The following is a 25,765-nucleotide window of genomic DNA, read 5'->3' on the forward strand; positions in this document are numbered from 1 at the left end:
TGTCACACGGACGTGACGGTCTTAGCCGAAGTTCCTTAATGACGTGACGCTTTTAGCCGATCGTCCTTAGTGGCCTCAGCTAACTAGGAAATGAACTATTTGTTTCCCAAGTGGAGCTTCGGACACGTGCAGTTCCCGTCGGATTATCTATATTTTGACTACGCTTCCTATTTATTCTTTTACTTTTGATTTTTAACGTTCGGGAGTTGGGTTCACTATTTTTTGCCCCAACCCCTTTTGTCTTGAATCTTAACCTTTTCCGCGAGATGGGCGTTTTTTTCCTTTTTTCTTGCCACCGGGGCTTCGACTTCCTTTTTGCGCGCCGCTATTACGGTAACCACCGGTATTGCCCTTTTTCCTACGTTGCTTTTTTCTATCTTCGTCTGTTCGTGTAGAAGGTCGACCTTTTCCACCTGTAATGACAGTCGGACGATCTTTACGACGTCGCGGTTTATTTTCCTTCATTCCCACGATTTCGAAGTCGATAGAACGTTCGTCAACATTCACATTGATCACTCGGACTGTGACTTCATCACCGATTCTGAAAACATGTCCCGTCCGTTCACCAATCAACGCCATATGATCCTGATTGTAATGGTAATAGTCATCGACAAGATAGCTAATGTGAACAAGACCCTCAATCGTATTTGGTAATTCGACAAACAGTCCAAAGCTCGTGACACTACTCACGACCCCTTCATAGGTTTCGCCAATCTTATCCTGCATGAATTCTGCTTTCTTCAAATCATCCGTTTCCCGCTCAGCGTCGACGGCCCGACGCTCCATTTCCGAAGCATGTTTGGCAATATCAAATACCTTACCGTCCCAGTGCTGTTTTGTCTTTTGATCGACTTGTTTTTCAATCAAGTACTTGCGTATTAAGCGATGGACAATCAGGTCAGGATAACGCCTGATCGGTGAAGTGAAATGCGTATAGAAATCCGTAGATAATCCAAAGTGACCAAGACTTTGATCACTGTACTTCGCTTGCTGCATCGAGCGTAGCATCATGGTACTAATAACGGCTTCCTCAGGTTCACCCTTCACCTCTTCAAGTAATGACTGCAGAGTATTCGGATGAATCTCCTCGACACTGCCTTTCAAGACATAACCAAAATTCACAGCAAAATTGTAGAAGCGCATTAATTTATCAGGATCTGGATCCTCATGAATCCTGTAGATGAAAGGTAAGTCCATCCAGTGGAAGTGTTCGGCGATGGTTTCATTGGCAGCCAGCATAAATTCTTCAATCAACCGCTCGGCAACTGAGCGCTCTCGAATCACAACATCGGTAGGATGACCTTCTTCATCCACTAAAATTTTGGCTTCAGTGAAATCAAAATCAATCGCACCACGCTCACGACGTTTTTCTGTTAAGATGTTTGCTAGCTCTCCCATCAATTCAAAAAACGGAATCAAATCCTTATAACGCTCGAGAACTTCCTCATCTTCCTTAAGTAAAATTTTCCGGACATTCGTATAGGTCATGCGTTCAGTTGTGTTAATCACACTTGGGAAGATCTCATGGGCTACTACTTTCCCTTTAGGGGTAATTTCCATTTCACAGGACAAAGTCAGCCGATCCACTTGGGGATTCAAACTACAAATGCCATTAGACAATCTATGCGGAAGCATCGGGATGACACGATCCACTAAATAGACACTTGTGCCGCGATTGAAGGCTTCTTTATCGAGTTCGGAGTCTTCTTTTACATAGTAACTAACATCGGCAATATGAACACCTAACTTATAATTGCCATTATCTAGTTTCGTGACAGCGACCGCATCATCGAGATCCTTAGCATCCTCACCATCAATCGTGACAATCGTTTCATTCCGAAGATCACGTCTACCCGAAATTTCTTCAGGGGAAATCTCCTCTGGAGCCGCTTTAGCCTCGGCAATCACTTCATCCGGGAATTCAGTAGGAATATTAAACTTGTGGATAATCGAAAGAATGTCTACTCCAGGATCATTTTTGTGACCTAGAATGGCGATGACTTGTCCTTCAGCACTTTTGCGGTCTTCGGGGTATTTGGTGATTTTAACAACGACCTTATGCCCTTCAGCTGCGCCTCCTGTTGCTTCTTTTGGAATGAAAATATCGTTAGGGACACGTTTATCATCGGGAACAACAAAACCAAAATGACGACTATCCTGGTAGGTTCCCACAACGGTTTTTGTTCCGCGTTCAACGATTCGCACGACAACGCCTTCTGGACGCTCCCCTGATGATTTTTCAGAAACACGCACGAGCACAATATCAGAATTCATCGCCCCATTAAGATCCCCTTGGGCCACATAAACATCCTTGGCATTCGCGTCATCAGGTATAATGAAAGCAAACCCTTTGGCATGCCCTTGAACTTTTCCCCGTAAAAGATTCATCTTTTCTGGGAGACCGTAACGGTTACTTCTTGTCCTTACAATTAACCCCTGCTCTTCCATTTCGTTTAAAGTCTTAACGAGATCTTTAAAGTCATCCGATGCTGTTATATTGAATATCTCTTCTAAATCGGTGAGGGTCAATGGCTTACTGACGACTTCATCCATATACTTAATAATTTTTTCTTTTAACTGTTCATTCAAAATGCATTCTCCTTCATTGGTTTAGGAGACCGACCAATCCAAGCCTTCAAGAAAATCATAAATATCTTGGTGCAATTGTGCTTTCTCGTCCCCTAATGTGATTACGTGCTTGGAATGTTCATACCACTTAATGTATTTTTCATCTGATTCCACATTTTCGTAAATAATGTTTGCACTGTTTGTATCGATCATTTCGTCCAGTCGGGCTTGGACCACAAACGTTGGTGCATAAATAAGGTCAATATGAGCCCGAACATCCTCAATAAGATCACTCAGCCTTGCTAATGTTGTCATAGGTGCCTCTACAAAAGGCTTCATTTCTTCCTCAATTTGTTCTGGTGATTTGCCTTCGAGTTGCTTCCATTCTCTAGCATAAGCAATAACACCTTCACGAATATTTTCTTCTGTTTTCGTCGTCATTGGGGCGCACATAGGCACAACCCCTTTTACTGGGAAAGTGTATCCAACTTTCAAGGAAAATACGCCTCCCAATGACAATCCGACAACAGCAATCTCATCATAGCCCAAATCTTTAAGGTGCTGATAAGCCCCCGTCACATCCTCCCACCAATCGTCTGGATTGGTTTTTAACAGTTCTTCAGGTGGAACCCCATGGCCTTTGTAATGGGGCGCATGTGAGCTATACCCTTTATCTTGTAAAAAACGTCCAAGCATACGAACGTCTGCTGAATTTCCTGTAAACCCGTGTAGTAATAAAACCGCCCTTTTCCCTGCTTCAAAAGTAAATGGCTTAGGTGGTAAAACTTTCATGATGTCTGACACTCCTTAATTTAAATAAATAATGAAATGATAATAAAATGAACAGGTTAGAGCGTCGATTGCTTCCATCTAACCTTATTCTTCCCTGTTTTTTCAGGATAAAAACCCACCATATAATCCATAAATTCCCACATCAATAATATAAAATAAAACAGCACCTATATCTGGTGCTGGGGACATTTTTTTCTATAAGTGGTTTTGTTCATTTCTTAATAATAAAAAGCAAGAACAAAAGCAACAACAAAGAACACAATCGCACAAATCATAGTAGTACGATGAAGGACTTTGTCCAAACCACGTGACTTTTGCTTACCAAACAGCTGCTCAGCCCCACCAGTGATCGAACCTGAAAGGCCTTCACTTTTACCCGGCTGCAAAAGAACAATAGCAATAATACCAATAGCTGCAATAACCAATACAGTAATTAATAGAGTATGCATACGACTCCTCCTCGGACACAATCAAACCTAATTTTAATGTAACACAATTTTATACAAAAGGAAAGTGGGACATGGGGACAGGTTTATTGTCCCAGCATTAGCATGAGATGGGTTGAAAGCGGGACAGATGAAGCGGGACAGAGGGACAGGTTTATTGTCCCTACACCTGGGCCAGGAATTTAGCGCGCACGGTCAATCACACTCTTGGATAGGCCAGTTATTCTTGATAACTGGCGAATCGATACGCCATTTAATCCCTTAAGCCTGCGGAGGAGGACATCACGTTTTGCCTTTTCAAGTTGCTGCAGAACGCTCATATTTGTAATGCCTAGTGTATTAAGTATGTTTTTAACCTCGGTATCTGATACTTTAGTTTTCACATGTGCCTCAAGGCAAGTATCATCATTTAGTAGCGACATAAAGTCAATAAATCGTTTAAGCGCCTCCCTTTGATCGAGAGCAAACAGCTTTAAGCCCAAATCAATATCAACTAAGTCCGCCTTACTCATATACTCATTTATACTCGTCCACCCGCAGTCAAAAACATTAGTAGATAGACCCGCTTTTATAGGATTTTGATGGATGTAACGCAGGACTGTTAAAAAGTAACGCGCGGTCTCTACATTTTCACTTTTAAACCTCTCCTGAAATAAATGGCCGTAGCGTTCGTATTTATGATTGTACCAATAAACATAACTAGCACTCAATCTTTGAATGACCTTTGAAACGGATTCATTTGTTTCCTTTAAAAGCAAATGGACATGATTATCCATTAGACAGTATCCATATAAAAAGTACTTACACGTCTTTTTGTACCTTCTCACCGTATCCAGAAACCTTATCTTATCCTCATCGTCTTCAAATATCGTTTGTTTATTAACACCTCGCAATACAATATGATAAATACCATTTCTACTCTTTCTTCTAGGTTTTCTTGGCATGTGCGGATCACCTCGGGGGAAATGTAGGATGGAAATGAAGTAAAAAATTGAATGTGGCTGAAGGGGAAATGAGCCCAATTATTCATGACGAGGGCTCTCCCTTTTTGTATTCCATATGGTAAAGAGATTTCCTGCAAAAGCCTTAAAAATAATGAAGTGGGACAAGGTTCCTGTCCCCACGTCCCACCAAAAAAAGCTACCGAGAATGTTCTCGGTAGCTTTTTAGGATAGTGTTCTATCCTATTAGATATTTTTCAAGTTGTAAAATGCGGTTTTACCTGCATAGTGTCCTTGTTCTTCGAGTTCATCTGAGATGCGAAGAAGTTGGTTGTATTTTGCCACACGGTCGGTACGTGATGGTGCACCTGTTTTGATCTGACCAACGTTGGTAGCCACAGCGATGTCTGCAATAGTCACATCTTCTGTTTCACCAGAACGGTGAGAAATAATGGCGGTGTAACCGGCACGTTTAGCCATTTCAATAGCTTCAAATGTTTCGGTTAATGTACCGATTTGGTTCACTTTAATTAAGATCGCATTCCCGATACCTTTTTCAATACCTTCGGAAAGCTTTTTAGTATTAGTAACAAAAAGATCGTCACCAACAAGTTGTACACGATCGCCAAGTTCAGCGGTAAGTTTCTTCCAGCCGTCCCAGTCGTTTTCGTCTAAACCGTCTTCGATAGAAACAATTGGATATTTATCAAGAAGATCACGATAAAGTTCGATCATTTCTTCAGATGTTTTCGTCACACCTTCGCCCTTAAGGACATATTTACCATCTTCATAGAGTTCTGATGAAGCCACGTCCATAGCAATCATCACTTGCTCGCCTGGCTTGTAGCCTGCTTTTTCAATCGCTTCGATTATAGTTTGGATCGCTTCTTCGTTAGAAGAAAGGTTTGGGGCAAAGCCACCTTCATCACCAACAGCTGTATTTAGACCTTTAGCTGCCAATACCTTTTTCAAGTTATGGAAGATTTCTGCGCCCATACGAAGCGCTTCTGGGAAGCTTTCTGCGCCTACAGGCATGATCATAAATTCTTGGAAGTCCACGTTGTTATCGGCATGCTCACCACCATTAATGATGTTCATCATTGGGGTTGGAAGGGTTGTTCCACTAAAGCCACCAAGATAACGATACAATGGAATTTCAAGGTAGGACGCAGCAGCATGTGCCACAGCCATAGAAACACCAAGAATGGCGTTTGCCCCTAATTTTCCTTTGTTTTCAGTACCATCGAGGGCGATTAATGCACGGTCAATAGCGACTTGATCTAAAGCATCTAAACCAGCAATAGCAGGGGCAATCACAGTGTTTACGTTTTCGACTGCTTTAAGAACCCCTTTGCCAAGATAACGATTGCTATCGCCATCACGAAGTTCGACAGCTTCATATTCACCAGTGGAAGCGCCACTTGGAACAAGAGCACGGCCAACAGCGCCAGATTCTAAAATAACTTCTACTTCTACAGTTGGGTTTCCGCGAGAGTCTAGGACTTCACGGCCATATACGTCAACGATCATTGACATGTCAATCACTCCAATTCATCTAAAATTATTCGTTTGATATTGCTTTCGAAATAGGGACAACGTTCCTGTCCCCCTGTCCCAGCCGTGGGCCCACAAAGGTGGGACGGGGTTCCTGTCCCTATTTTTTGATTAAGGTTTGACCGGTCATTTCTTTAGGTTGGTCAACATGAAGAAGGTCGAGTAATGTGGGTGAAAGATCGGCAAGCTTACCGTCTTCTCTCAGAGTGACACCTTCTTTGGTCACGATAACCGGAACTGGATTAGTCGTATGTGCGGTTTGGGGTTTACCCTCAAGCGTGACGACTTCATCCGAGTTTCCATGGTCTGCAGTGATAATAGCATCGCCACCTTTAGAAAGAATGGCTTCAATCACACGCCCTAGACATTCATCAACAGCTTCGATAGCTTTAATCGTTGGCTCAAGCATACCTGAATGCCCCACCATGTCCGGATTAGCGAAATTGAGAATGATCGCATCAAATTTTTCGGCTTCAATCTCTTTCACTAAGGCATCTGTAACTTCATAAACACTCATTTCCGGTTTAAGGTCGTAAGTTGCGACCTTAGGGGAGTTGATTAATATCCGCTCTTCACCAGGAAATTTGTCTTCACGGCCACCACTAAAGAAGAAGGTGACGTGCGGGTACTTCTCAGTTTCTGCAATGCGCAGCTGAGTCATTCCGTTTTGGGACACGACTTCACCTAAAGTATTATCCAAGTTTGTTGGTTTAAACGCCACGGTACCATTTACTGTTTCACTGAAATGAGTGAGGCATACAAAGTGAATATCTTTAGGGAATTTGTCTCCACGATCAAATCCACGGAAATCTTCGTTTGTAAAGACTTGAGAGATTTGGATCGCACGGTCTGGACGGAAATTGAAAAAGATGATCGCATCTCCATCTTCTACCGTTCCCACAGGTGTCCCATCTTCATGTTTTATAACAGAAGGAAGGACGAATTCATCGTAAATTTCATTTTTATAAGAATCATTAACCACTTCAATTGGGTCAGTATAGTCAGGACCTTCGGCATAAACCATGGCCCGATACGTCTTTTCAATCCGATCCCAGCGATTGTCACGATCCATCGCATAATACCGACCTGAGAGCGTCGCGATTTCACCAACGCCAAGCTCTTTTATTTTCTCCTGTGTTGCTTCAATGTACTTTTTAGCCGTTTGTTGACCGACGTCTCGACCATCAAGAAAACCATGTATAAGCACATGTTCAACGTTTTCTCTATCCGCTAATTTTAAAAGAGCAAACATATGGTCAATGTGACTGTGCACACCGCCATCAGAGAGCAAACCAAAGATGTGGAGCTTTTTCCCACGTTCTTTAACCAAGCGCATGGCTTCTAAGAAGGTTTCATTTTCATAAAACTCGCCCTCTTTAATTGAGAGGTTTACACGACTCAAGCTTTGATAAACCACACGGCCAGCACCAATATTTAAATGGCCAACCTCAGAGTTCCCCATTTGACCTTCTGGTAATCCAACAAATTCGCCATCCGCGCGCAAGGTGGCATGTGGGTAGTGATTCCAGTATTTATCAAAGTTAGGTTTCTTCGCTTGAGCCACCGCATTACCGATGGTTTCTTTGCGACAGCCAAAACCGTCCAAAATGATGAGTGCATGTGGCGTCTTACTCATGATTTGCCGCCTCCAATAGTTGGAGGAATGCAGTCGGCTCTAAGCTTGCGCCTCCAACAAGGGCACCATCAATATTTTCTTTACCAAGCAGCTCAGCAATATTTGCAGGCTTGACACTTCCACCATACTGAATCCGAACAGCGTCTGCAGTGGCTTGATCATACAATCCAGCAACCGTTTGACGAACCACACCGCAAGTTTCATCCGCTTCATCTGAAGTCGCTGATTTTCCTGTACCTATGGCCCAGATCGGCTCGTAAGCAATGACGGTTTCTTTCACTTGGTCAGCTGAGAGACCTTGCAGAGCCTTCGTAACCTGACCTTGAACGATTTCATTGGTTTTGCCTGCTTCACGTTCTTCAAGAGTTTCACCCACACAAACGATAGGCACAAGACCATGTTTAAAGGCAGCATGGGTCTTCTTGTTTACTGTTTCGTCTGTTTCAGCGAACATTTCACGACGCTCTGAGTGTCCAAGAATCACATATTGGACCCCAAGATCTTTGAGTGCAACTGGGCTAATTTCTCCAGTAAAAGCACCACTTTCTTCAAAATGCATGTTTTGGGCACCAATCGCTACTTCAAGATCCTTTGTTTGATCAACAAGGGCATCTAAGAAAAGAGCAGGTGCACAGATCACAGCATCTACAACGTTGGATGAAGGAAGAAGTCCCTTAATTTCTTGGACAAATTGATTCGCTTCACCAATTGTTTTATTCATTTTCCAGTTTCCTGCAATAATCGGTTTACGCAACAGAATGACCTCCTATTCTTTGTCGTTTAAAATCGCAACGCCTGGAAGAACCTTACCTTCCATTAATTCCAAAGAGGCACCGCCGCCCGTTGAAATATGATCCATTTCCTCTGCAAGGTGGAATTTCTCAGCAGCAGCTGCTGAATCGCCACCCCCGATAATGGAATAGGCATCTGATTTGGCCAAAGCTTCTGCAACACCTTTAGTTCCTTTAGCAAAGGCATCTAATTCAAAAACGCCCATTGGACCATTCCAAATCACAAGCTTTGATTTTTTGATAACATCACTATAAGTTTCGACCGTCTTCGGACCGATATCTAAAGCCTCCCAATCAGAAGGAATTTCTGTAATAGGGACCACTTTAATGTTAGCTGATTCAGAAAAGTCATCAGCAACCGTGACGTCTTCAGGCATGTAGAAGTTAACCCCTTTTTCTTTGGCCTTAGCGATAAAGGAAAGGGCAAGATCAATCTTTTCATTGTCAACAAGCGATTTCCCGATTTCATGGCCTTGGGCTTTAACAAAGGTATACGCTAAGCCACCACCAATGATCAAGTTATCCACTTTATCTAAAAGATTTTCAATCACACCGATTTTATCTTTCACCTTCGCACCACCAATAATAGCAGTAAAAGGGCGGCTAGGATCTTCTAACGCTTTCCCAATAACATCTAATTCTTTTTCAAGTAATAGACCCGCAACAGCTGGCTTAAGATATTGAGCGACACCTTCTGTTGATGCATGTGCTCTATGCGCGGCACCGAAAGCATCATTCACATACACATCTGCTAAAGCAGCAAATGCTTTTGCTAATGCTGGATCATTTTTCTCTTCACCAGGCTCGAAACGCACATTTTCGATTAAGATAACGTCACCAAGTTGTGCTTCTTGCACAGCCTTTTCAACTTCTTGCCCAATCACTTGATCGGTTTTAATGACCGTTTTTCCAAGAAGGTCACTTAAACGTTTAGCAACAGGATCAAGTCTTAGCTCTTCCTTCACTTCGCCTTTAGGACGACCGAGGTGAGAGGCAAGAATGACTTTTGCATTTTGTTCAATAAGATATTGAATCGTCGGAATAGCTGCACGAATACGTGTATCATCTGTAATCGTTTGGCCATCTAAGGGCACATTAAAATCCACTCGGCAAAAAACTGTTTTGCCATTGAGATCAATATCACGAATACTTTGTTTTGCCATTGCCTTTCCCTCCTTCATTCAAATAAGGGTTACATTATGTAATCACAACTGAAACCCTTTAGACAGTCAAATGAAGAGGCAAAAAGTCTCCTCTTCATTTAACTTAATTGTGAGTTATTATAGGCCTTGTTTAGCAATATAATTGACTAAGTCAACCACACGGTTAGAGTAACCTGATTCATTGTCATACCAAGAGATGACTTTAACCATGTTATCTTCAAGCACCATTGTTGAAAGCGCATCAATGGTTGAAGAAACCGTTGCACCGTTGAAGTCTTTAGAAACTAGTGGTTCTTCAGTGTAAGCTAAAATGCCTTTAAGATCACCTTCAGCAGCTTCTTTTAATGCGGCATTGATGTCGTCAACGGTCACATTTTTATCAAGTTCAGCAACAAGGTCAACGAGTGACACGTTAGGAGTTGGTACACGCATAGCCATACCATTTAATTTACCTTTAAGTTCAGGCAATACAAGGGAAACAGCTTTAGCAGCACCTGTTGTTGTTGGAATGATGTTTTCAGCAGCTGCACGAGCACGACGATAATCCTTATGTGGTAAGTCAAGGATTTGTTGGTCGTTCGTGTAAGAGTGAACAGTTGTCATCAAACCACGTTTAATACCAAATTTATCGTTTAATACTTTAGCAAAAGGTGCTAAGCAGTTTGTTGTACATGATGCGTTTGAAAGCACGTGATGATTAGCTGGATCATATTTATCTTCGTTAACACCCATAACGATAGTTAGATCTTCACCATTCGCTGGAGCAGAGATAACGACTTTCTTAGCACCTGCTTCAAGGTGTTTGGCAGCATCTTCACGTTTAGTGAAACGACCAGTGGATTCAACAGCAACTTCTACGCCAAGGTCTCCCCAGCCAAGTTGTGCAGGATCGCGTTCGGATAAGACTTTGATTTCTTTACCATCAACAACAAGGTTATTACCATTAACAGTGACTTCTGCATCAAGCTTGCCATGAACTGTATCATATTGTAAAAGGTGAGCAAGCATGTTAGCATCTGTTAAATCGTTAACAGCAACCACTTCTACATCAGGATTTTTTAAAGCTGCACGGAAAACGTTACGTCCAATACGACCAAAACCATTAATACCTACTTTTACTGCCATCTAAAATGACCTCCTTAGTTTTTCCTATGATTCAAAATTTGTTGTGCTGCCCCTTCATCAGTGACTAATACTGAGTTAGGGCCCTTTTTGAAATAGGCTTCAATTGCATTCGCTTTTGACTCTCCACCAGCGACCGCAATCACCGGTCGATGCTCATCATAAAGCTCTTCTAACTGTAACCCGATTGTCTTGACCTTATGAATGACTTTTCCGTTTTTATCAAAATAATAGCCAAAGGCTTCCGCCACCGCTTTTTCATCGTCAATCTTTTTTAACAAGTCTTGACTTGAACGCCGACGTTTCGCCATTGTTTTAGCATCACCAATGCCGTGGATAACCATTCCTGCTGATTGTACCAAAGCAAGCGTTTCACGTATGGATGGCTCTTCTATTAATGATAAATACGATTCTTCACTCAACTGGTCTGGGACATGAAGCATTCGATAACTTCCATCGGCTTTTTCAGCCATTTTTGCACAAATCGTATTCGCTTGGTTTTCAACTTGTTCCCCAAGCCCTCCTCGTGCTGAAACAAATAATGGCGTCATCGAGTGCTTAAAGGGATGCATCATATCTGCAACCGCAGCTAATGTTGTGCCACCAGCAATCGCAATAATGGGATTATCTGAAAGTAATGATTCCATAACCCTCACACAAGTCAAACCCATCTCTTTTTGAACCCATGGTTGTTCATCACTATTTCCGGGAACAATAACGACTCTAGAAAGGTGAAGAAACTTCTTTAATTGTTTCTCCAACTCCGTGATCCCTGATACATGCTTCATAACATGATCAAGAGTTCCCAGTACCCGTTCACCCTCGTCAGTGAGCGTCATTCCTGTTGTTTGAGTTTGAACAAGCCCTTGTTTTCCAAGAAATGCAACTTCCCCGCGCAATACCCGTTCGGTTAATCCCAAATGTGCGGATAGCGCCCGGCGACCAATAGGTTGTAGGAAATGAATGGACTGTAAGATACGAAAGCGATCAGACATAACATTAATAACATCGGGGACAAGCTTTCTTTGTATGTTAATCAATTCATCCAATGTGCCTTCCCCCTGGACTTAAAATGTCCCGCATAGTCAAATGATGTCCCGTTGCTACACTTTTATTCTACAAATAATAAAAACACTTTTCAAGTGAAAAGTGTTCATCAGTTTGTAAAATTTATTTGTCTTGAGTTAAAAAGGGCAAAAGTGCCTCTTCAATGTCCGCCACACTGACCCTCCCGGCAGCAACGACCTTTCCGTTTACAGCCACTACCGGGATCATCAGCTGATACTGTTCAAGAAGGCGATCATCTGAATAAATGTCAATCTCCTCATAGGTCAATTGATGGGCTTCGCAAAGCATCTCTAAAAGTTCCTTCGCCTCATCACAAAGCGGACAACGCGCTTTGCTATATAAGTGAATCCGCGGCTCTGCTCTCATTCCAACATTAACTCCTTATACACACTCACATTTAGTTTTACATTCAAAAATATCGCTTTTTCCAAAAAATGAGTGCTGTAATCACCGAAAGGGTCACTGAGATTAAAATTGCAATTATAAACCCAAAGGGATTTTGTTCTAAAGGCAGTTTAACAAAGTTCATTCCGAAAAAGCTTGCCACCATAGTTGGCAGTGAAAGGACTATCGTGATCGCCGTCAAAAATTTCATGACGATATTTACATTGTTAGAAATAACAGAAGCAAAAGTATCCATAAGACCATTAAGAATATTGCTATATACCTCAGCCATTTCCAAGGCCTGGCGAATTTCAATCATGACATCTTCGAGAAGATCTTTATCATCTTCATACATTTTAAAATAGTTTAATCTTAATATTTTTTCCATCACTATATTATTCGCTTTTAGTGACGTCATAAAATAGACGAGCGTTTTTTCAAGGCTCAGTAACGAAAACAATTCTTTATTTTTCATCGACTCATGAAGCTCACGTTCAACCTCATTTGTCCGCCGATTAATTTGGCGAAGATATTTCAAATAATAGGTCGCCATGACATATAACAACTGTAAGGTGAATCGGGTTTTTTTAAAGGTATAAAACCCTTTAACTCGATTTTGCGTAAATTCATTAATAATCGGATTATCTTCCAAACAAACCGTCACAAAGTAGTGATCAGTAACAATAATCCCGATGGGAATCGTATCATAAAGGGCTGAATCACTATCATCTTTAACATGGATAGGAATATCCACGATGGTTAAAACATCACGCTCTTCCTTTTCGATACGTGAACGCTCATCGTCATCCAACGGGTCTTTAATAAAATCGATGGGTATCCCCGTTACATTCACAACTTGATTGATTTCTTCTGGTGTTGGAGCAATAAGGTTAATCCAGCACCCCTTTTTAATTTCATCGATTTGCCGGAATTGCCCATCAGATGATGTCAAATAAATATTTAACATTGGTGTCACCTCTCCCCATATCAATTGGAGGGTGCGTCACCTACGTAAAAGAGGTTGATAACGCCGTGCGCTATATGGGCTCGATTCATCGGTGTCCGCACTCCCGCTTATCTTCTTCGGACTGGGACAACTCCCCTCTTCACTTTGCATCAGCTATCAACCCCCTTTATTTTAAAATAAATGTTTCATCAAAATGTATCTTACACCACTTTTATGAACTCAAGATGAACAACACCCATCTAAATATGATAGATCTGAACGAGCGATCGTTCGACCAACGTCCCAAGCAAAAATGGACATTAATCATGGCAAGTGATCGCCATCATTACCTTGAGTTAGACCTAGATTTATCAATTCAGATAAAAAGTTTAGTCCACTAATATCTTACATGGTATCTTGCCTTTGTACAAACTTTTTTCTTATGAAAAATCAAGAAAACCTTTCCTATTCTTTAGCCAATAGATCATTTAAGTTCAACTCTTCATGATAGCTATATGAAAAAGCTGTTTATGAGGTGATTCCTCAAGGAGAAAACTGTCCCCCATTGTTGCATCGAGCCGCTTTTTTATCCCTTGTATTCAAAAAGGGACTAGCGCTATGGCTAATCCCTTGAAATTGTTAGGTTATATGGCGCGCCCGAAGGGATTCGAACCCCCGGCAGACGTGGTACCGGAAACCACCGCTCTATCCAGCTGAGCTACGGGCGCATCTAATTAAAACTAGCATCAAAAACAAATAAAAAAAACATCCTTGCCAAAAGTGATTCTGCTTTTTTCATGACATTGACTATTATAGACCGTTCTCGTCCATTACGCAAGAGGTATTTAGTGAGAGCCTCTATTGAAATACTTTAAAACTCATTAGACACTTTTATTTTGAAAAGCCTTACTTTTAGGGTTTAGAGGTGGCTTATTGGGTGGCTTACGCACGTTTGTAAGCACCTGACTATTTCGTCCTTAAGTCGCTTCCTTTGTATTTCATCTCTTTTTTTATGCACAGTTTAATAGGTAAAACCTACTTTTATTCGTTTCTACTTAATTCATTTACCTTGACCACACCTTCAGATGTATAAATGCTAGCGAAAAGACAAAATGTAATCATAAATACACTAGTCAACAGGAGGGTCTTTAATGAAAAAATGGCTCGTGATTGGACTCACTAGTCTTGCCCTGATAATTTGCGGGGTGCTTGCGTTAGGTGAAAGACCAGATTCAACAAAAGCAGGAGAAAATAAAGTAACTTTTGAAGGGGTCGATTTGAATTGTCATGCCTGCCAAGCGAAGGCCGAAGTGGCATTGTCCAATATTATTGGTATTGACTCTTATAAATTGCACCCACATAAGCATGCCATTACTGTTTCATTTGATCCCGAGGTCATGAAAGCCGACTGGATTGAAAAGTCATTAGAAGCTTCAGGGTTTAAAGCTAAAATGATCAAACCTTAACCCTATTTACATGCTTTCGAAAATACGTTTAGTCTTTTTCCGCCTTTTGCTCATATATTTATATAAGAATGTTTCTGGGGCCATATGGCACCCTTTTTTTCGCTTATAAGTTAGTTTTAAAATAGCCATGGATGGGTATTATGTTAAAGTAGTCTCGGTTTCAAAAAGGGATACATAAATTTGTCAACATATTATTTGACCTTTATTGACCTTTGAGTTAGAATGGATTCACAGAACGTCAAACAGTTATAATCAAACATAACATACTCTCCTTTGATTGTATGTCAAAGAAGAAGCCTATCACATTAAACCCTCAACCGATTGAAGACTCAACGGTTGATATTAAAGGAGGAAAAGTAATGCCATTAATTCCAACAGTCATTGAGCAAACTAACCGTGGGGAAAGAGCTTATGACATTTATTCTCGCTTATTAAAAGATCGCATTATTATGTTAGGAACGGCCATTGATGATAACGTTGCTAACACTATCGTTGCTCAGCTCCTTTTCTTGGAAGCAGAAAATCCAGAAAGAGAAATCTCCCTCTACATAAACAGTCCAGGTGGTTCCATCTCAGCAGGTATGGCCATCTATGATACGATGCAGCATATTAATGCCAAGGTTTCAACCATCTGCATTGGTATGGCAGCATCCATGGGAGCTTTCCTTTTAGCCGCTGGAGAACCAGGGAAACGCTTCGCTCTTCCAAATAGTGAAGTCATGATTCACCAACCTTTGGGTGGCACTCAAGGGCAAGCCACTGACATTGAAATCCATGCTCGTCGGATTATTAAAATGCGTGAGCAACTAAACAAAATTTTATCTGAACGCACAGGTCAACCTCTCGAGGTGATTGAGCGCGATACGGACCGTGATAACTTTATGCCAGCTGAAGTTGCCAAAGAATACGGTCTTGTAGATGAAGTTCTTTATCCAAAAAGTTCAAAGAAATAATGTTTAAGAAAGACCGGGCACATGCTCGGTCTTTTTCTTTAGTATTTGAAAAAATTCATCACACAAATATTTGATATCCAAGACTTGATACTTCCTTATAAAAAAGAGCCGTGGGAGTTTCCCATGCTCTTTTTTCGTTAGATCTCTTCTTTTTCTACAAAAGCCTTCAATGTTTCAATTGCTTCGTTTTCATCAGGTCCTTGGACAATGATGGTAATCTCTTCACCTTTTCGTGCTGCAATACTCATCATCCCCATAATGCTTTTCGCGTTGACCTTTTTTCCTGATTTCTCAATTTCTACACGGCTGCTGAAATGATTGGCCTCTTGAACAAAAAGAGCTGCGGGACGTGCTTGCAATCCCGTTTTTAGATTGATTGTTGTTTTTACTTGAACCACTAATAACCCCCACTTTCACTATTTTTTATTTTAATTTAAACTTCATTCACATGATAGGTTGCAATTGATATAAATTACGACATAAATTCGATAATTTTTTAACTCTCGCTCTCTTACTTAATCTAGTGCTAAACAGCCGCTCCGGCAGAATACTCCGCTTTCCGTGGGCACGGCTTCAGCCTCCTCGCGGACACCCCACCCAACCGGTGTCCCCGAAAAACGTTTTTGTTTTTTGGGGTGATCTAGGGGTCTTCAGACACGTGCTTATCCCACTGGAGTCTACGTATTCTGCCTACGCTAGGTAAGATTAAATCGATTTAAAATTGTTTTTAGTCCACATTCATATCTAGAGGAGGAAATGCAAGAGCAAAGGCAGAGGTGACAACGCCAATCCTACCCACATAAAAATCGTAAAAACACGATTTTTCTTCAAGGATTATTCTCTGAAAAGCTTTCCTTAGTCCTGTTTGCATGATGAAAGCGAGCAACCTGGAACGGTGATCAACTAAAGCATCGACAGTAGTGAACTGGAGTTACGTCGGAATTTATTTTATTCAAACCCTAAAATTCGTGACCTTGATAAAGCAACACTGCCTTAATGATATTGATCTCGCTACGGCTATAATTTTATATCACTTTTATCAAATGAACCTTGACGAATTTTATCAGCAATGGCGCCGATTTTACGAAATCTGTGATTAATCCCGGATTTGCTGATGGCTTCACCATGTAATTCCCCAAGTTCTTTTAACGTGACATCAGGATGCTTGATGCGTAATTCGGCAATCTCCCGCAACTTCTTAGGGAGTTGATCAATACCAATTTCTTTATCGATCAAACGAATATTATCGACTTGCTTCATGGCTGCAGTGACCGTTTTATTAAGATTGGCCGTTTCACAATTGACCAACCGGTTGACGGAATTCCGCATGTCTTTCACGATGCGAACATCCTCGAAATATAACAGAGCCTGGTGGGCACCGATGATTCTCAGAAATTCTGAGATCCGCTCACCTTCCTTAATATAAAGGACAAACCCATTTTTCCTTGGAAGCACTTTGGCTTTGAGGTCATACTTATTCATCAATGCTAATAACGAGCGAATATGCTCCTCATAACTTGAGAAGATTTCAAGATGATAGGAGGATTCAGGGTGATTTAAGGAACCACCAGCTAGAAAGGCCCCACGTAAGTAAGCACGCTCACAACACTCATCTTGAATAATGTCAGGTGAAATCTCCCGAGTGAACATTAATCTTTCATTCACTATCTTTAAATCTTCGAGCATCTCTTGAGCATGCTCATTTAAACGAACGATATAGACGTTATTCTTCTTCAAACGCATCTTCTTACGGACGAGCACTTCCGCTACATAATGATAAACAGACTTTATTAACGAATAGACTCTTCGCGCAATTGCTGCGTTCTCCGTTGACATATCAAGGCTTAATCGCTTATTGATAATTGAGATCGTCCCATTCATACGAATAAGTGCGGCTAATTCTGCTTTGGCACAGCATTCATTAGCATCCAGTTGCGTCAGCTCTTTCTTTGTTTCAGCTGCAAAAGACATCCTCCCACCCCCTTTGTATATAGGAATCACCTAGTTTTAGGCAAAAGCTTCATAATCCAATCTGCAACGATGTGCTCATTATGTCGAATCACATCATCATCATATTTTATAATATCGTCACTAATAACCTTTAATCCAAAATCTTCTAAACGTTTTTTGTCATAGACGACAGGTTCGGCACCTTCAAGGGCGTAGCGCTTAAGAACTTTCTTAGGTACAGGACGTTTATTGACAATGACTGAATCTATTGAAGACAAAGGGATATAATCCAAAAGCACTTGGACATGGTCACTCGCTGTAAAATGATCCGTTTCCCCTTTTTGTGTCATAACGTTACAGACGTAAATCTTTGGGGCTGAAGCCTTAGCAATCTCTTCTCCCAGTTCAGGAACCAGTAGATTAGGAAGCACACTCGTGTATAAACTGCCTGGACCTAAGACGATGAGATCGGCTTCTCGGATCGCTTGGATGCTGTCTGGTAATGGCGCAATATCTTTCGGCGTCAGGTAAACATGATCAATCTTATCTTGATGCTTTGGAATGTTGGACTCGCCTTCCACAATGGTGCCATCAATCATAACGGCATTTAAAACAATGCTTTGATTGGCAGCCGGCAAGACTCGCCCTTTAACATTCAATACATGACTCAATTCACGAATCCCTTGAACAAAATCGCCTGTTATGTCGGCCATCGCAGCCAATAACAAATTTCCAATGGAATGTCCACTTAACCCATTTCCATTTGTAAACCGATGTTGGAGTAGCTTTTCAAAAACCGGTTCCGTTTCTGATAAAGCCACTAACACATTTCGAATATCCCCTGGGGGAGGAATTTGTAATTCATGTCGGAGACGACCGGAACTCCCTCCATCGTCCGCCACTGTGACAATAGCTGTAATATCTATGGGCTTCTTCTTCAAACCTCTCAGCAAAACGGAAAGGCCGGTTCCTCCACCAATTGCAACAACTTTAGGTAAGTTTTTTATCATAATTTTTATTTTTTCCTTTTTCTATATCTCTATGATAAATCTTTGTATTTGCTTCTGCTTTGTAATACTCGGCAATATACTCAGTGAGAGCCACCGATCGATGTTTTCCCCCGGTACAACCGATTGCAATCACCAATTGACTTTTCCCTTCCCTTTTATATTATGGAAGCATGAAGCTGAGAAGATCGGTCAATTTGTTCAAAAACTGCTTTGTTTCCGACCATTTAAAAACATAATCAGAAACATCGGCTTCAAGTCCTGTCCGTTCACGCATCGACTCCACATAATAAGGATTCGGTAAAAAACGCACATCGAAAACTAAATCCGCATCGATAGGGATCCCATATTTAAACCCAAAGGAAACCACATTGACATTAAACCCTGAGTCTCGGTCGTCAGCAAAAAGTTGAAGAATTTTTTCTTTCAGCTGTTTGGGCTTTAAGCCTGTTGTATCAATGAAATATTGAGCATGTCCTTTGATTTCTTCCAAAAGTCGTCTTTCTGCCTGAATCCCTTCAAGAGGTGTACCATGAGGATCTAGGGGATGAGAACGGCGGGTTTCCTTATAGCGTCGAACTAAGGTTTCATCATCTGAATCAAGAAAAAGAATTTGTGGGTGGATTGATTCCTTATCAGCCAAAGCATCAACAGCCTCAAAAAGGGAGTCAAAAAATTCCCTTCCTCTTAGGTCCATGACGAGTGCCAATTTATTTAACTTGTTACCTGATTCAGTGATCATCTCTAAGAATTTCGGCAATAATGTCGGCGGTAAATTATCAATGCAAAAGTAACCAATGTCCTCAAGACTTTGCATCGTCACCGTCTTTCCAGCACCAGACATTCCTGTAATAATAATCATTTTTAATGGGTTTGACACCATCCACACCTCCTAAGACCACTTTAAATACAATCCCTATGTCTTTCCCAAATGCCTTGTCCATTTCCAAGGAGCCATAACAACTGACGGGGTTTAAGTTATGACCTGATCCAATGACTCCTCTTCAACTTGGCTCAAGCCGGTAACTCAACAATTCAAAATCTGGCGTATAATAAAAGGTACCAAAAATCATCCCTTGGCCATGAAGGACATAATCCAAAAGGTGGCGATCCCCCTCAGCCATCGGTAAGTCTTTTATCGCCTCGGTAGGTTGCCACAACAAGCGCCCTTCTGCACTTTCTTCAAAAATTTGGCCGTCATAGTGGTCTGCAAAGAACGTAAACATCATCCATTCTGATTCTATGTCTTTGCCATTTTTAATCACAAAAGTAAAAACACCTTTTAAAGTGGGATCCTTTAAGTACAAGCCCGTCTCTTCTCTAAATTCACGAATAACGCTGTCCTTAACAGATTCACCCGATTCCATTTTCCCCCCAGGAGCCACCCACCAATGACGCGAAGGTTTTTGAAGGAGGAGTATTTTATCCTCTTCCTGTAATAAACAATTTGTCACTCTTTGCATTCTCTTCACCTCGAATCTTTCACTCTAACTTCAGAGGTATGTCATCAAAATATGTTATTGCTCGCTCTCTTACTTATCGACATTCTTATAATTTAAGTATACACTGTTTTTTTCGTGTCACAAAATTAAATGATGAAAAACGTTTTAATTCAAAGCCTTTACTTGAATGACTTTTCTTAGCCCTATGGGCATCTGGAAAGCAGACCCTCTAGATCGGAGGGCAATGCCACCTACTCTTAAAAATTGTGATCGCACAAAAAAAGAACACGGGCTTTGTGAGCCCGTGCAAGAAATATATATAAGGGGGTCAATTTCTTATTATCTATTCTACAACGTCATTATTTCATACGTATTACAGGCGAATTAAAAGGAAATGACGTTATAATCTCATCCTTTCCCCCTTATATATTTTGGCATTCAAAAGTTATTTAACGGCTTCCTTTTTTTCTTCAATATAGGCCTGAGCGCTTTGTGCGGCAATGGCTCCGTCACCTGTTGCTGTGACAATCTGACGAAGTTCCTTCTCACGGATATCACCAGCAGCATAAATGCCTGGTACACTCGTCTCCATTTGTTCATTGGTGACAATATACCCTTCCTCATTCGTAATCCCTAATCCTTTGACAGCATCATTAAGTGGAAGCATCCCAATATAAATAAAAACCCCATCTGCTTTAAATGCTTGTTCAGAACCATCTTGAGTATTCACAAGTGTAAGCTTGTTCACTTTTCCGCCTTCTCCATGAATTTCTTTGACGGTATGGTTCCAAATAAAATCGACCTTCTCATTATTAAAGGCTCTATCTTGCAAAATCTTTTGAGCGCGCAGCTTATCTCTGCGATGCACAATGGTCACTTTGGATGCAAAGCGTGTTAAATAAACCCCTTCTTCTACAGCAGAGTCACCGCCACCAACAACGACGAGCTCTCTCTCTTTGAAAAAGGCCCCATCACATACTGCACAATAAGAAACACCGCGCCCACTAAATTCTTCTTCACCAGGAACACCTAATTTTTTATATTCGGCACCTGTTGTAATAATCACTGCTAATGCTTTATACTCTTTATTCCCCGCGACAACGGTTTTGTAATCCTCCCCATCACGGATTTCTTTGATATCACCGTAAGCATATTCAGCACCGAACTTTTTCGCATGGTCGAACATTTTATTAGATAAGTCAGGCCCTAGAATGCTCTCATATCCTGGATAGTTTTCTACGTCTTCAGTATTCGCCATTTGGCCACCCGGGATCCCTCGTTCAATCATTAATGTATCTAAATTGGCGCGCGAGGCATAAACTGCTGCTGTCATGCCTGCAGGTCCTGCGCCTGCAATAATCACATCATAAACCTTTTCAGTGCTTGCCATTTATATCATCCTTTTCAACCAAATTTCAAACGGATTGCTCGTTATTCTTAGGATTCACTCATTGTCAATTTCTATCCTTATAATAAAAGAAACACCGCTCAAACATCAAGCAATTGATTCTAAATCTTAGGATAGTTATGCTTCAGACAAAGAGGGGCCAGTTTCTACCGGAGTCCAATGACTGGCTGTAGGTTTAGTTTTCATTAAGAAAAACCTGGCGAAAAGCATGCCCGGTCCTTATTAAAACACGGCATAAGATTTTAAACCCAAAAGGCATCGTCAGCAACCCAGTTGATCGGAATGGAAGGCGCGAGATTCGGAACACTTATACAGAGTGTGTTCCTCAGCGCCGCTGACTCACGGATGCCTAAACTAGAGTCCTTCGGGAACAGCACGTGTCCGAATATCCATTTTGGAACACAAGGAATCTATTCCAAAATGAGCTGAGGCCAATAAGGACGATCGGCTAAAAGCGTCACGTCCATGTGACACCGCCGAAGCTAGCACATCAATACCACCCCACAAAGTAAAGAACACTTTTTGGGGACCCCGATTACCACCCCACAAAGTAAAGAACACTTTTTGGGGACCCCGATGGTGCGTCGAACGCCGATCCTACCCGCATCGTTTGGGCATGGGGAAAGTGAGCGTTCTAGAGTGGAAATCCACACCGTCCTGATGGCCAGAAATTTTAAACCTTCTTAGTCTTTCAAAAAGGAGCCCTTTTAGGACTCCTAAACTAATCTAGTATTCTCTGCAATTGTACTAATACTTTTCGGACACGATAAAGTGAAAGACCATACTTTGTAGCGATTTCCGATTGAGACACTGGCTTTGATTGCCTTTTTATCCATAAGTACTCTAACCCAGCAGCCCAAATGGTAGCTTCATGAACATCAGTGATGTCTACATCTCTTTCATAGACTTGCTTCCACAAATAATAAAGGCCATATTGATCAATAAGGGGCAAGCCTGTCCCCATCTTCTCCTCAAGAATGGTCATTATCAACAGACCGTAATCGCGAGATGCCTCACCCTGTTGTACTTTCTCAATCAAAGCCGAAGCGACCTTCCGAATCCCATGATGTTCTTTTCGATTTCGACTCACGCTCTTTAACAGGTGTAAAGACTTTTCCGTATTAAAATGGCTTAAGAGAAATAAGGAAAAGACTTTTGGTTCTGGCTCTCCCTCATTTAATTGCTGTGTCAGCAAGGAATGAACGAGCGGATTATCTTTGGCATCCTCCGCCTCCAACATATCACGAATTTTGCCGTATTCAAAAGGTTGAAAGGAGGAGTCACTAAAGAAATCCACTTGTTCCCAAGCCTTAAGCGCAACCTTCTCTTTACCTAAACGAAAGGCCGAAAGCGCAAGCCAATAATAAAACGATTGATCCCATGCCCCTGCAGATTCTGCAGATTTCAGCCAATAATAGGCCATTTCATAATCACCGAGAAAGAAAAAGGTCGCTCCCAACTTACTCCGATGTTCTGGATATAAAGGATAAATATTCTTTATGGTGGGATAAAGGGTATTAACGCGATCGCTTTGACCCATTTGATAGTAAAATGTCAATCGATTACATAAAGCATGAATATTTCCTGGATCGTGATCCAAGACTTCTTCTAACACCTCAAAAGCCAGCTTGGTCCTTCCAAGAGAATAATAGGCCACTGCTAAATTATTATAGGCCGCCCAATAAGAAGGTTGATTGGCAATCACTTTCTTGAAATAAGCAATAGCTTCCCAAAATTCCCCGCGCTCTAATGCTTGTCTTCCCTTCTCGTGGTCGACAATATAACTTTCTTCCTCAAAAAAAGGATCCTCTGATTCTGTCAAAAGAAGCTTATACAATTCCCGGGCTTCTTCTATAAAACCGCCTTTGGGCTCATATGAAATATAACGCTTGACCTCTTGCAACGCCTCTTCATAGCGACCAATATGGGCTAAATTATTGGCAATGAAAAAAAAGCATTCCGTCATTGTTTCGTCTAATTCATAAACAACCTTTTTTAATAACTGGTTAGAGGCTTCAAACTCCTCTAATTCAGCTAATATCGCCGCTTGTTGACATAAATATTCACTATCTGTCGGATTAAAGGCAATTGCTCGTCCCACAAATTTTCTTGCTCTATTAAGTTCACCTTTTTGATAAGCCGTGATTCCTTTTTGGAAATAATACTCCCCATCCGGTATAAAAGAGATCACTTGACTTTTCTTCGATGAGTGTTCTGATTTCATAGTTTCCCCCGAATTCCATTTTTTCTCTTCCTCAATTATAACATAAATGTAAAGAGACTAAGACTGTAAAAAAATGAAAGGAACCACACCGAGCTTTTTGACCTTCATTTTCTGGAAAACAAGTGGATAACGCTTCCAACTGTGTAAGTAGGGGCTGTTTTTATGGGGTAGCATCTTCTTTTGTGTGTCATGTCTATTGATTGGAGTGGTAGTCCCTTTAGGTGTGTCTGGCGCTTTAATTTGTGAGCGAGCATTCTAAGGAAATCAGGATATAGTTATCCTTTTTGACACAAACTCTTAGAAAACTTGGTTTTGGAAAATTTAAGGGTGAAAGCCATTGTTGCACTTATAAGGGCTTTCTTAAGGTTTTTCGTTTGACATTTATAAAATAACCTTAAAAGACCATGCTCTATCGCTGACAATCGGCTATACTATAAGTAAAAGTTTATTTAAAAGACAGTCAAACATACGACTGTGAAAACACACTTTAAGCATAATGACTAAAAAGGGGAAAATAAGGTTATGAATCGCTTCTTTCTTATTCTTTCAATTATTGGTGTTCCGCTCTCCATTTTTGGAAGCTTCTTACAATGGCCAGACATCCTAATGTTTGCCATCTATTGCCTGACTATTATTGGATTAGCCAGTTTTATGGGGAGAGCAACAGAGAGCATCGCTATTGTGACTGGACCAAGTATTGGTGGTTTATTAAATGCGACTTTCGGCAATGCCGTCGAATTGATTATTTCTTTCTTTGCTCTTAAAGAAGGCCTTTTTTCTGTCGTCATGGCCTCGATTACAGGTTCGGTGATTGGGAATTTACTTCTCGTTGGTGGCCTTTCGATAATGGTCGGAGGCATGCGCTACAAACGGCAAAATTTTAATGTTCATGATGCCAGACATAATACAGGTATTATGATGTTTGCTATTATTGTGGCGTTCATCTTTCCTTATATTTTTTCACTCAATATGGCTGAACATCGTGTGCAATTACTCAGTACTGTCATTGCCATCGTGCTCATCTTGATTTACTTGTTTTCACTTTTGTTCCGTTTAGTTACCCACCGTGGGATTTACAAAACATCGGATGATGACGTGGGCCATACGGACGAAAAGGCGGAATGGGGTAGCCTAAAAGCCATTATTATACTCGCTGTTGTGACCTTAATTGTGGCATACATAAGCGAGCATCTCGTTGATACCATCAAACCTGTTGGTGAATCCTTTGGTTGGACAGAGACCTTTATTGGTGTCATTATCGTTGCAATCGTCGGGAATGCAGCTGAACACGCTTCAGCTATCTTAATGGCCTATAAAAACCGAATGAACGTTGCAATTGAGATCGCTATCGGCTCCACGCTGCAAATTTCCATGTTTGTTGCACCGGTTCTTGTCTTAATGTCATGGGCCTTTGCCTCCTTTATGCCATTAGTCTTCCCACTTAAAGAATTAACCGCGATGGCCCTTGCGACATTATTAACAATGAGCACAACAACTGATGGAGATACAAACTGGTTTGAAGGCGCCATGCTCTTGGCCGCTTATGTGATTATGGGCTTTGGATTCTACCTTCTATAATGTAGAAATTCCAGGTGAGCCCGCTTTATTAAGTACCGCCTGATGTACAGATATGTGTCTTCATGCATTATAGGCTGTCGCCAAGTTTTAATGGCGGCAGCCTAAGTTAGTTGTACGTAAGGTCTTCCACTCAGTTATTCTAGACACTACAGGAAACGGGGCATCAGAAAGGCGCCTTGGTGACCGTTTTTTATTAAAATCTAGAAAACGGGCATCACCATGGCGTCTTGGTGACCGTTTTTCATTAAAATCTGGAAAACGGGCATCACCATGGCGTCTTGGTGACCGTTTTTCATTAAAATCTAGAAAAAGGGCATCAGAAGGGC

At 41.3% G+C, this 25,765-nt stretch carries 22 protein-coding genes, 1 tRNA gene and 1 pseudogene; 3 read left to right on the plus strand and 21 right to left on the minus strand.

Annotated elements, in window-relative coordinates; genetic code table 11:
- Positions 1-249: 249 nt before the first annotated feature.
- From rnr to IEV91_RS02915, 13 genes are all read right to left on the minus strand, one after another.
- Positions 250-2,589 (minus strand): ribonuclease R, encoded by a 2,340-nt coding sequence (gene rnr, locus IEV91_RS02855; protein WP_188495887.1) that lies wholly within the window; start codon positions 2,587-2,589, stop codon positions 250-252.
- Positions 2,590-2,610: 21 nt separating this feature from the next.
- On the minus strand, positions 2,611-3,360 hold the full coding sequence (locus tag IEV91_RS02860; protein ID WP_188495888.1) for an alpha/beta hydrolase: 750 nt from the start codon (positions 3,358-3,360) through the stop codon (positions 2,611-2,613).
- Between the two features lie 218 nt (positions 3,361-3,578).
- Positions 3,579-3,809, minus strand: a complete 231-nt coding sequence (gene secG / locus IEV91_RS02865) for a preprotein translocase subunit SecG (RefSeq protein WP_188495889.1) — start codon at positions 3,807-3,809, stop codon at positions 3,579-3,581.
- A gap of 179 nt (positions 3,810-3,988) precedes the next feature.
- Positions 3,989-4,750, minus strand: coding sequence for a transposase (locus IEV91_RS02870; protein WP_188495890.1), 762 nt, complete (start codon positions 4,748-4,750; stop codon positions 3,989-3,991).
- A 243-nt stretch (positions 4,751-4,993) separates the two neighbouring features.
- Positions 4,994-6,283, minus strand: a complete 1,290-nt coding sequence (eno, locus tag IEV91_RS02875) for a phosphopyruvate hydratase (RefSeq protein ID WP_188495891.1) — start codon at positions 6,281-6,283, stop codon at positions 4,994-4,996.
- A 118-nt stretch (positions 6,284-6,401) separates the two neighbouring features.
- Positions 6,402-7,937 (minus strand): 2,3-bisphosphoglycerate-independent phosphoglycerate mutase, encoded by a 1,536-nt coding sequence (gpmI, locus tag IEV91_RS02880; protein ID WP_188495892.1) that lies wholly within the window; start codon positions 7,935-7,937, stop codon positions 6,402-6,404.
- Positions 7,930-8,691, minus strand: coding sequence for a triose-phosphate isomerase (gene tpiA / locus IEV91_RS02885; RefSeq protein WP_188495893.1), 762 nt, complete (start codon positions 8,689-8,691; stop codon positions 7,930-7,932). Before tpiA ends, gpmI begins: the two co-directional genes overlap by 8 nt.
- A gap of 12 nt (positions 8,692-8,703) precedes the next feature.
- Positions 8,704-9,891, minus strand: coding sequence for a phosphoglycerate kinase (locus IEV91_RS02890; protein ID WP_188495894.1), 1,188 nt, complete (start codon positions 9,889-9,891; stop codon positions 8,704-8,706).
- Between the two features lie 117 nt (positions 9,892-10,008).
- Complete coding sequence (gap, locus tag IEV91_RS02895) at positions 10,009-11,016, minus strand: type I glyceraldehyde-3-phosphate dehydrogenase (protein ID WP_188495895.1); 1,008 nt, start codon at positions 11,014-11,016, stop codon at positions 10,009-10,011.
- Positions 11,017-11,030: 14 nt separating this feature from the next.
- Complete coding sequence (locus IEV91_RS02900) at positions 11,031-12,062, minus strand: sugar-binding transcriptional regulator (RefSeq protein ID WP_188495896.1); 1,032 nt, start codon at positions 12,060-12,062, stop codon at positions 11,031-11,033.
- A 121-nt stretch (positions 12,063-12,183) separates the two neighbouring features.
- A complete protein-coding gene (locus IEV91_RS02905; protein WP_188495897.1) occupies positions 12,184-12,447 on the minus strand; it encodes a glutaredoxin family protein in 264 nt (87 codons plus the stop codon).
- Between the two features lie 43 nt (positions 12,448-12,490).
- Positions 12,491-13,432, minus strand: a complete 942-nt coding sequence (locus IEV91_RS02910; RefSeq protein WP_188495898.1) for a magnesium transporter CorA family protein — start codon at positions 13,430-13,432, stop codon at positions 12,491-12,493.
- A gap of 628 nt (positions 13,433-14,060) precedes the next feature.
- Positions 14,061-14,139 (minus strand) — tRNA-Arg (locus IEV91_RS02915).
- Positions 14,140-14,562: 423 nt separating this feature from the next.
- Here IEV91_RS02915 and IEV91_RS02920 point away from each other — a divergent pair.
- Together IEV91_RS02920 and clpP are read left to right on the plus strand one after the other, a co-directional pair.
- Positions 14,563-14,877: a heavy-metal-associated domain-containing protein gene (locus IEV91_RS02920; RefSeq protein WP_188495899.1), complete on the plus strand. Its 315-nt coding sequence runs from the start codon at positions 14,563-14,565 to the stop codon at positions 14,875-14,877.
- A 359-nt stretch (positions 14,878-15,236) separates the two neighbouring features.
- The gene (clpP, locus tag IEV91_RS02925) at positions 15,237-15,830 is read left to right on the plus strand and encodes an ATP-dependent Clp endopeptidase proteolytic subunit ClpP (RefSeq protein ID WP_188495900.1); all 594 of its coding nucleotides are present in this window, start codon (positions 15,237-15,239) and stop codon (positions 15,828-15,830) included.
- 137 nt (positions 15,831-15,967) lie between these two features.
- On the opposite strand, the gene IEV91_RS02930 is transcribed toward clpP, so the two are convergent.
- The 7 genes and pseudogenes from IEV91_RS02930 to IEV91_RS02960 all read right to left on the minus strand — a co-directional run bounded on the left by IEV91_RS02930 (position 15,968) and on the right by IEV91_RS02960 (position 23,861).
- On the minus strand, positions 15,968-16,228 hold the full coding sequence (locus IEV91_RS02930) for an HPr family phosphocarrier protein (protein WP_188495901.1): 261 nt from the start codon (positions 16,226-16,228) through the stop codon (positions 15,968-15,970).
- 619 nt (positions 16,229-16,847) lie between these two features.
- Positions 16,848-17,801, minus strand: coding sequence for a DNA-binding protein WhiA (whiA, locus tag IEV91_RS02935; protein WP_188495902.1), 954 nt, complete (start codon positions 17,799-17,801; stop codon positions 16,848-16,850).
- 26 nt (positions 17,802-17,827) lie between these two features.
- The gene (gene mgfK, locus IEV91_RS02940; protein WP_373284389.1) at positions 17,828-18,787 is read right to left on the minus strand and encodes a gluconeogenesis morphogenetic factor MgfK; all 960 of its coding nucleotides are present in this window, start codon (positions 18,785-18,787) and stop codon (positions 17,828-17,830) included.
- Positions 18,771-19,670: pseudogene (gene rapZ / locus IEV91_RS02945) on the minus strand (RNase adapter RapZ). The gene mgfK and the pseudogene rapZ overlap by 17 nt, the downstream one beginning before the upstream one ends.
- A 121-nt stretch (positions 19,671-19,791) precedes the next feature.
- Positions 19,792-20,259: an 8-oxo-dGTP diphosphatase gene (locus IEV91_RS02950; RefSeq protein ID WP_229745372.1), complete on the minus strand. Its 468-nt coding sequence runs from the start codon at positions 20,257-20,259 to the stop codon at positions 19,792-19,794.
- Positions 20,260-20,674: 415 nt separating this feature from the next.
- Positions 20,675-21,619: a thioredoxin-disulfide reductase gene (gene trxB / locus IEV91_RS02955; RefSeq protein ID WP_188495905.1), complete on the minus strand. Its 945-nt coding sequence runs from the start codon at positions 21,617-21,619 to the stop codon at positions 20,675-20,677.
- Between the two features lie 739 nt (positions 21,620-22,358).
- Positions 22,359-23,861 (minus strand): tetratricopeptide repeat protein, encoded by a 1,503-nt coding sequence (locus IEV91_RS02960; protein WP_188495906.1) that lies wholly within the window; start codon positions 23,859-23,861, stop codon positions 22,359-22,361.
- A 522-nt stretch (positions 23,862-24,383) separates the two neighbouring features.
- On the opposite strand from IEV91_RS02960, the gene cax reads away from it, so the two are divergent.
- Positions 24,384-25,439 (plus strand): calcium/proton exchanger, encoded by a 1,056-nt coding sequence (cax, locus tag IEV91_RS02965; protein ID WP_188495907.1) that lies wholly within the window; start codon positions 24,384-24,386, stop codon positions 25,437-25,439.
- Between the two features lie 87 nt (positions 25,440-25,526).
- Here cax and IEV91_RS02970 read toward each other — a convergent pair.
- Positions 25,527-25,765 (minus strand): hypothetical protein (locus IEV91_RS02970; RefSeq protein ID WP_188495908.1); only part of this gene is annotated, 239 nt, incomplete at its 5' end.

Origin of the sequence: Pullulanibacillus pueri, assembly GCF_014639255.1 — a bacterium.
GTDB lineage: Bacteria > Bacillota > Bacilli > Bacillales > Sporolactobacillaceae > Pullulanibacillus > Pullulanibacillus pueri.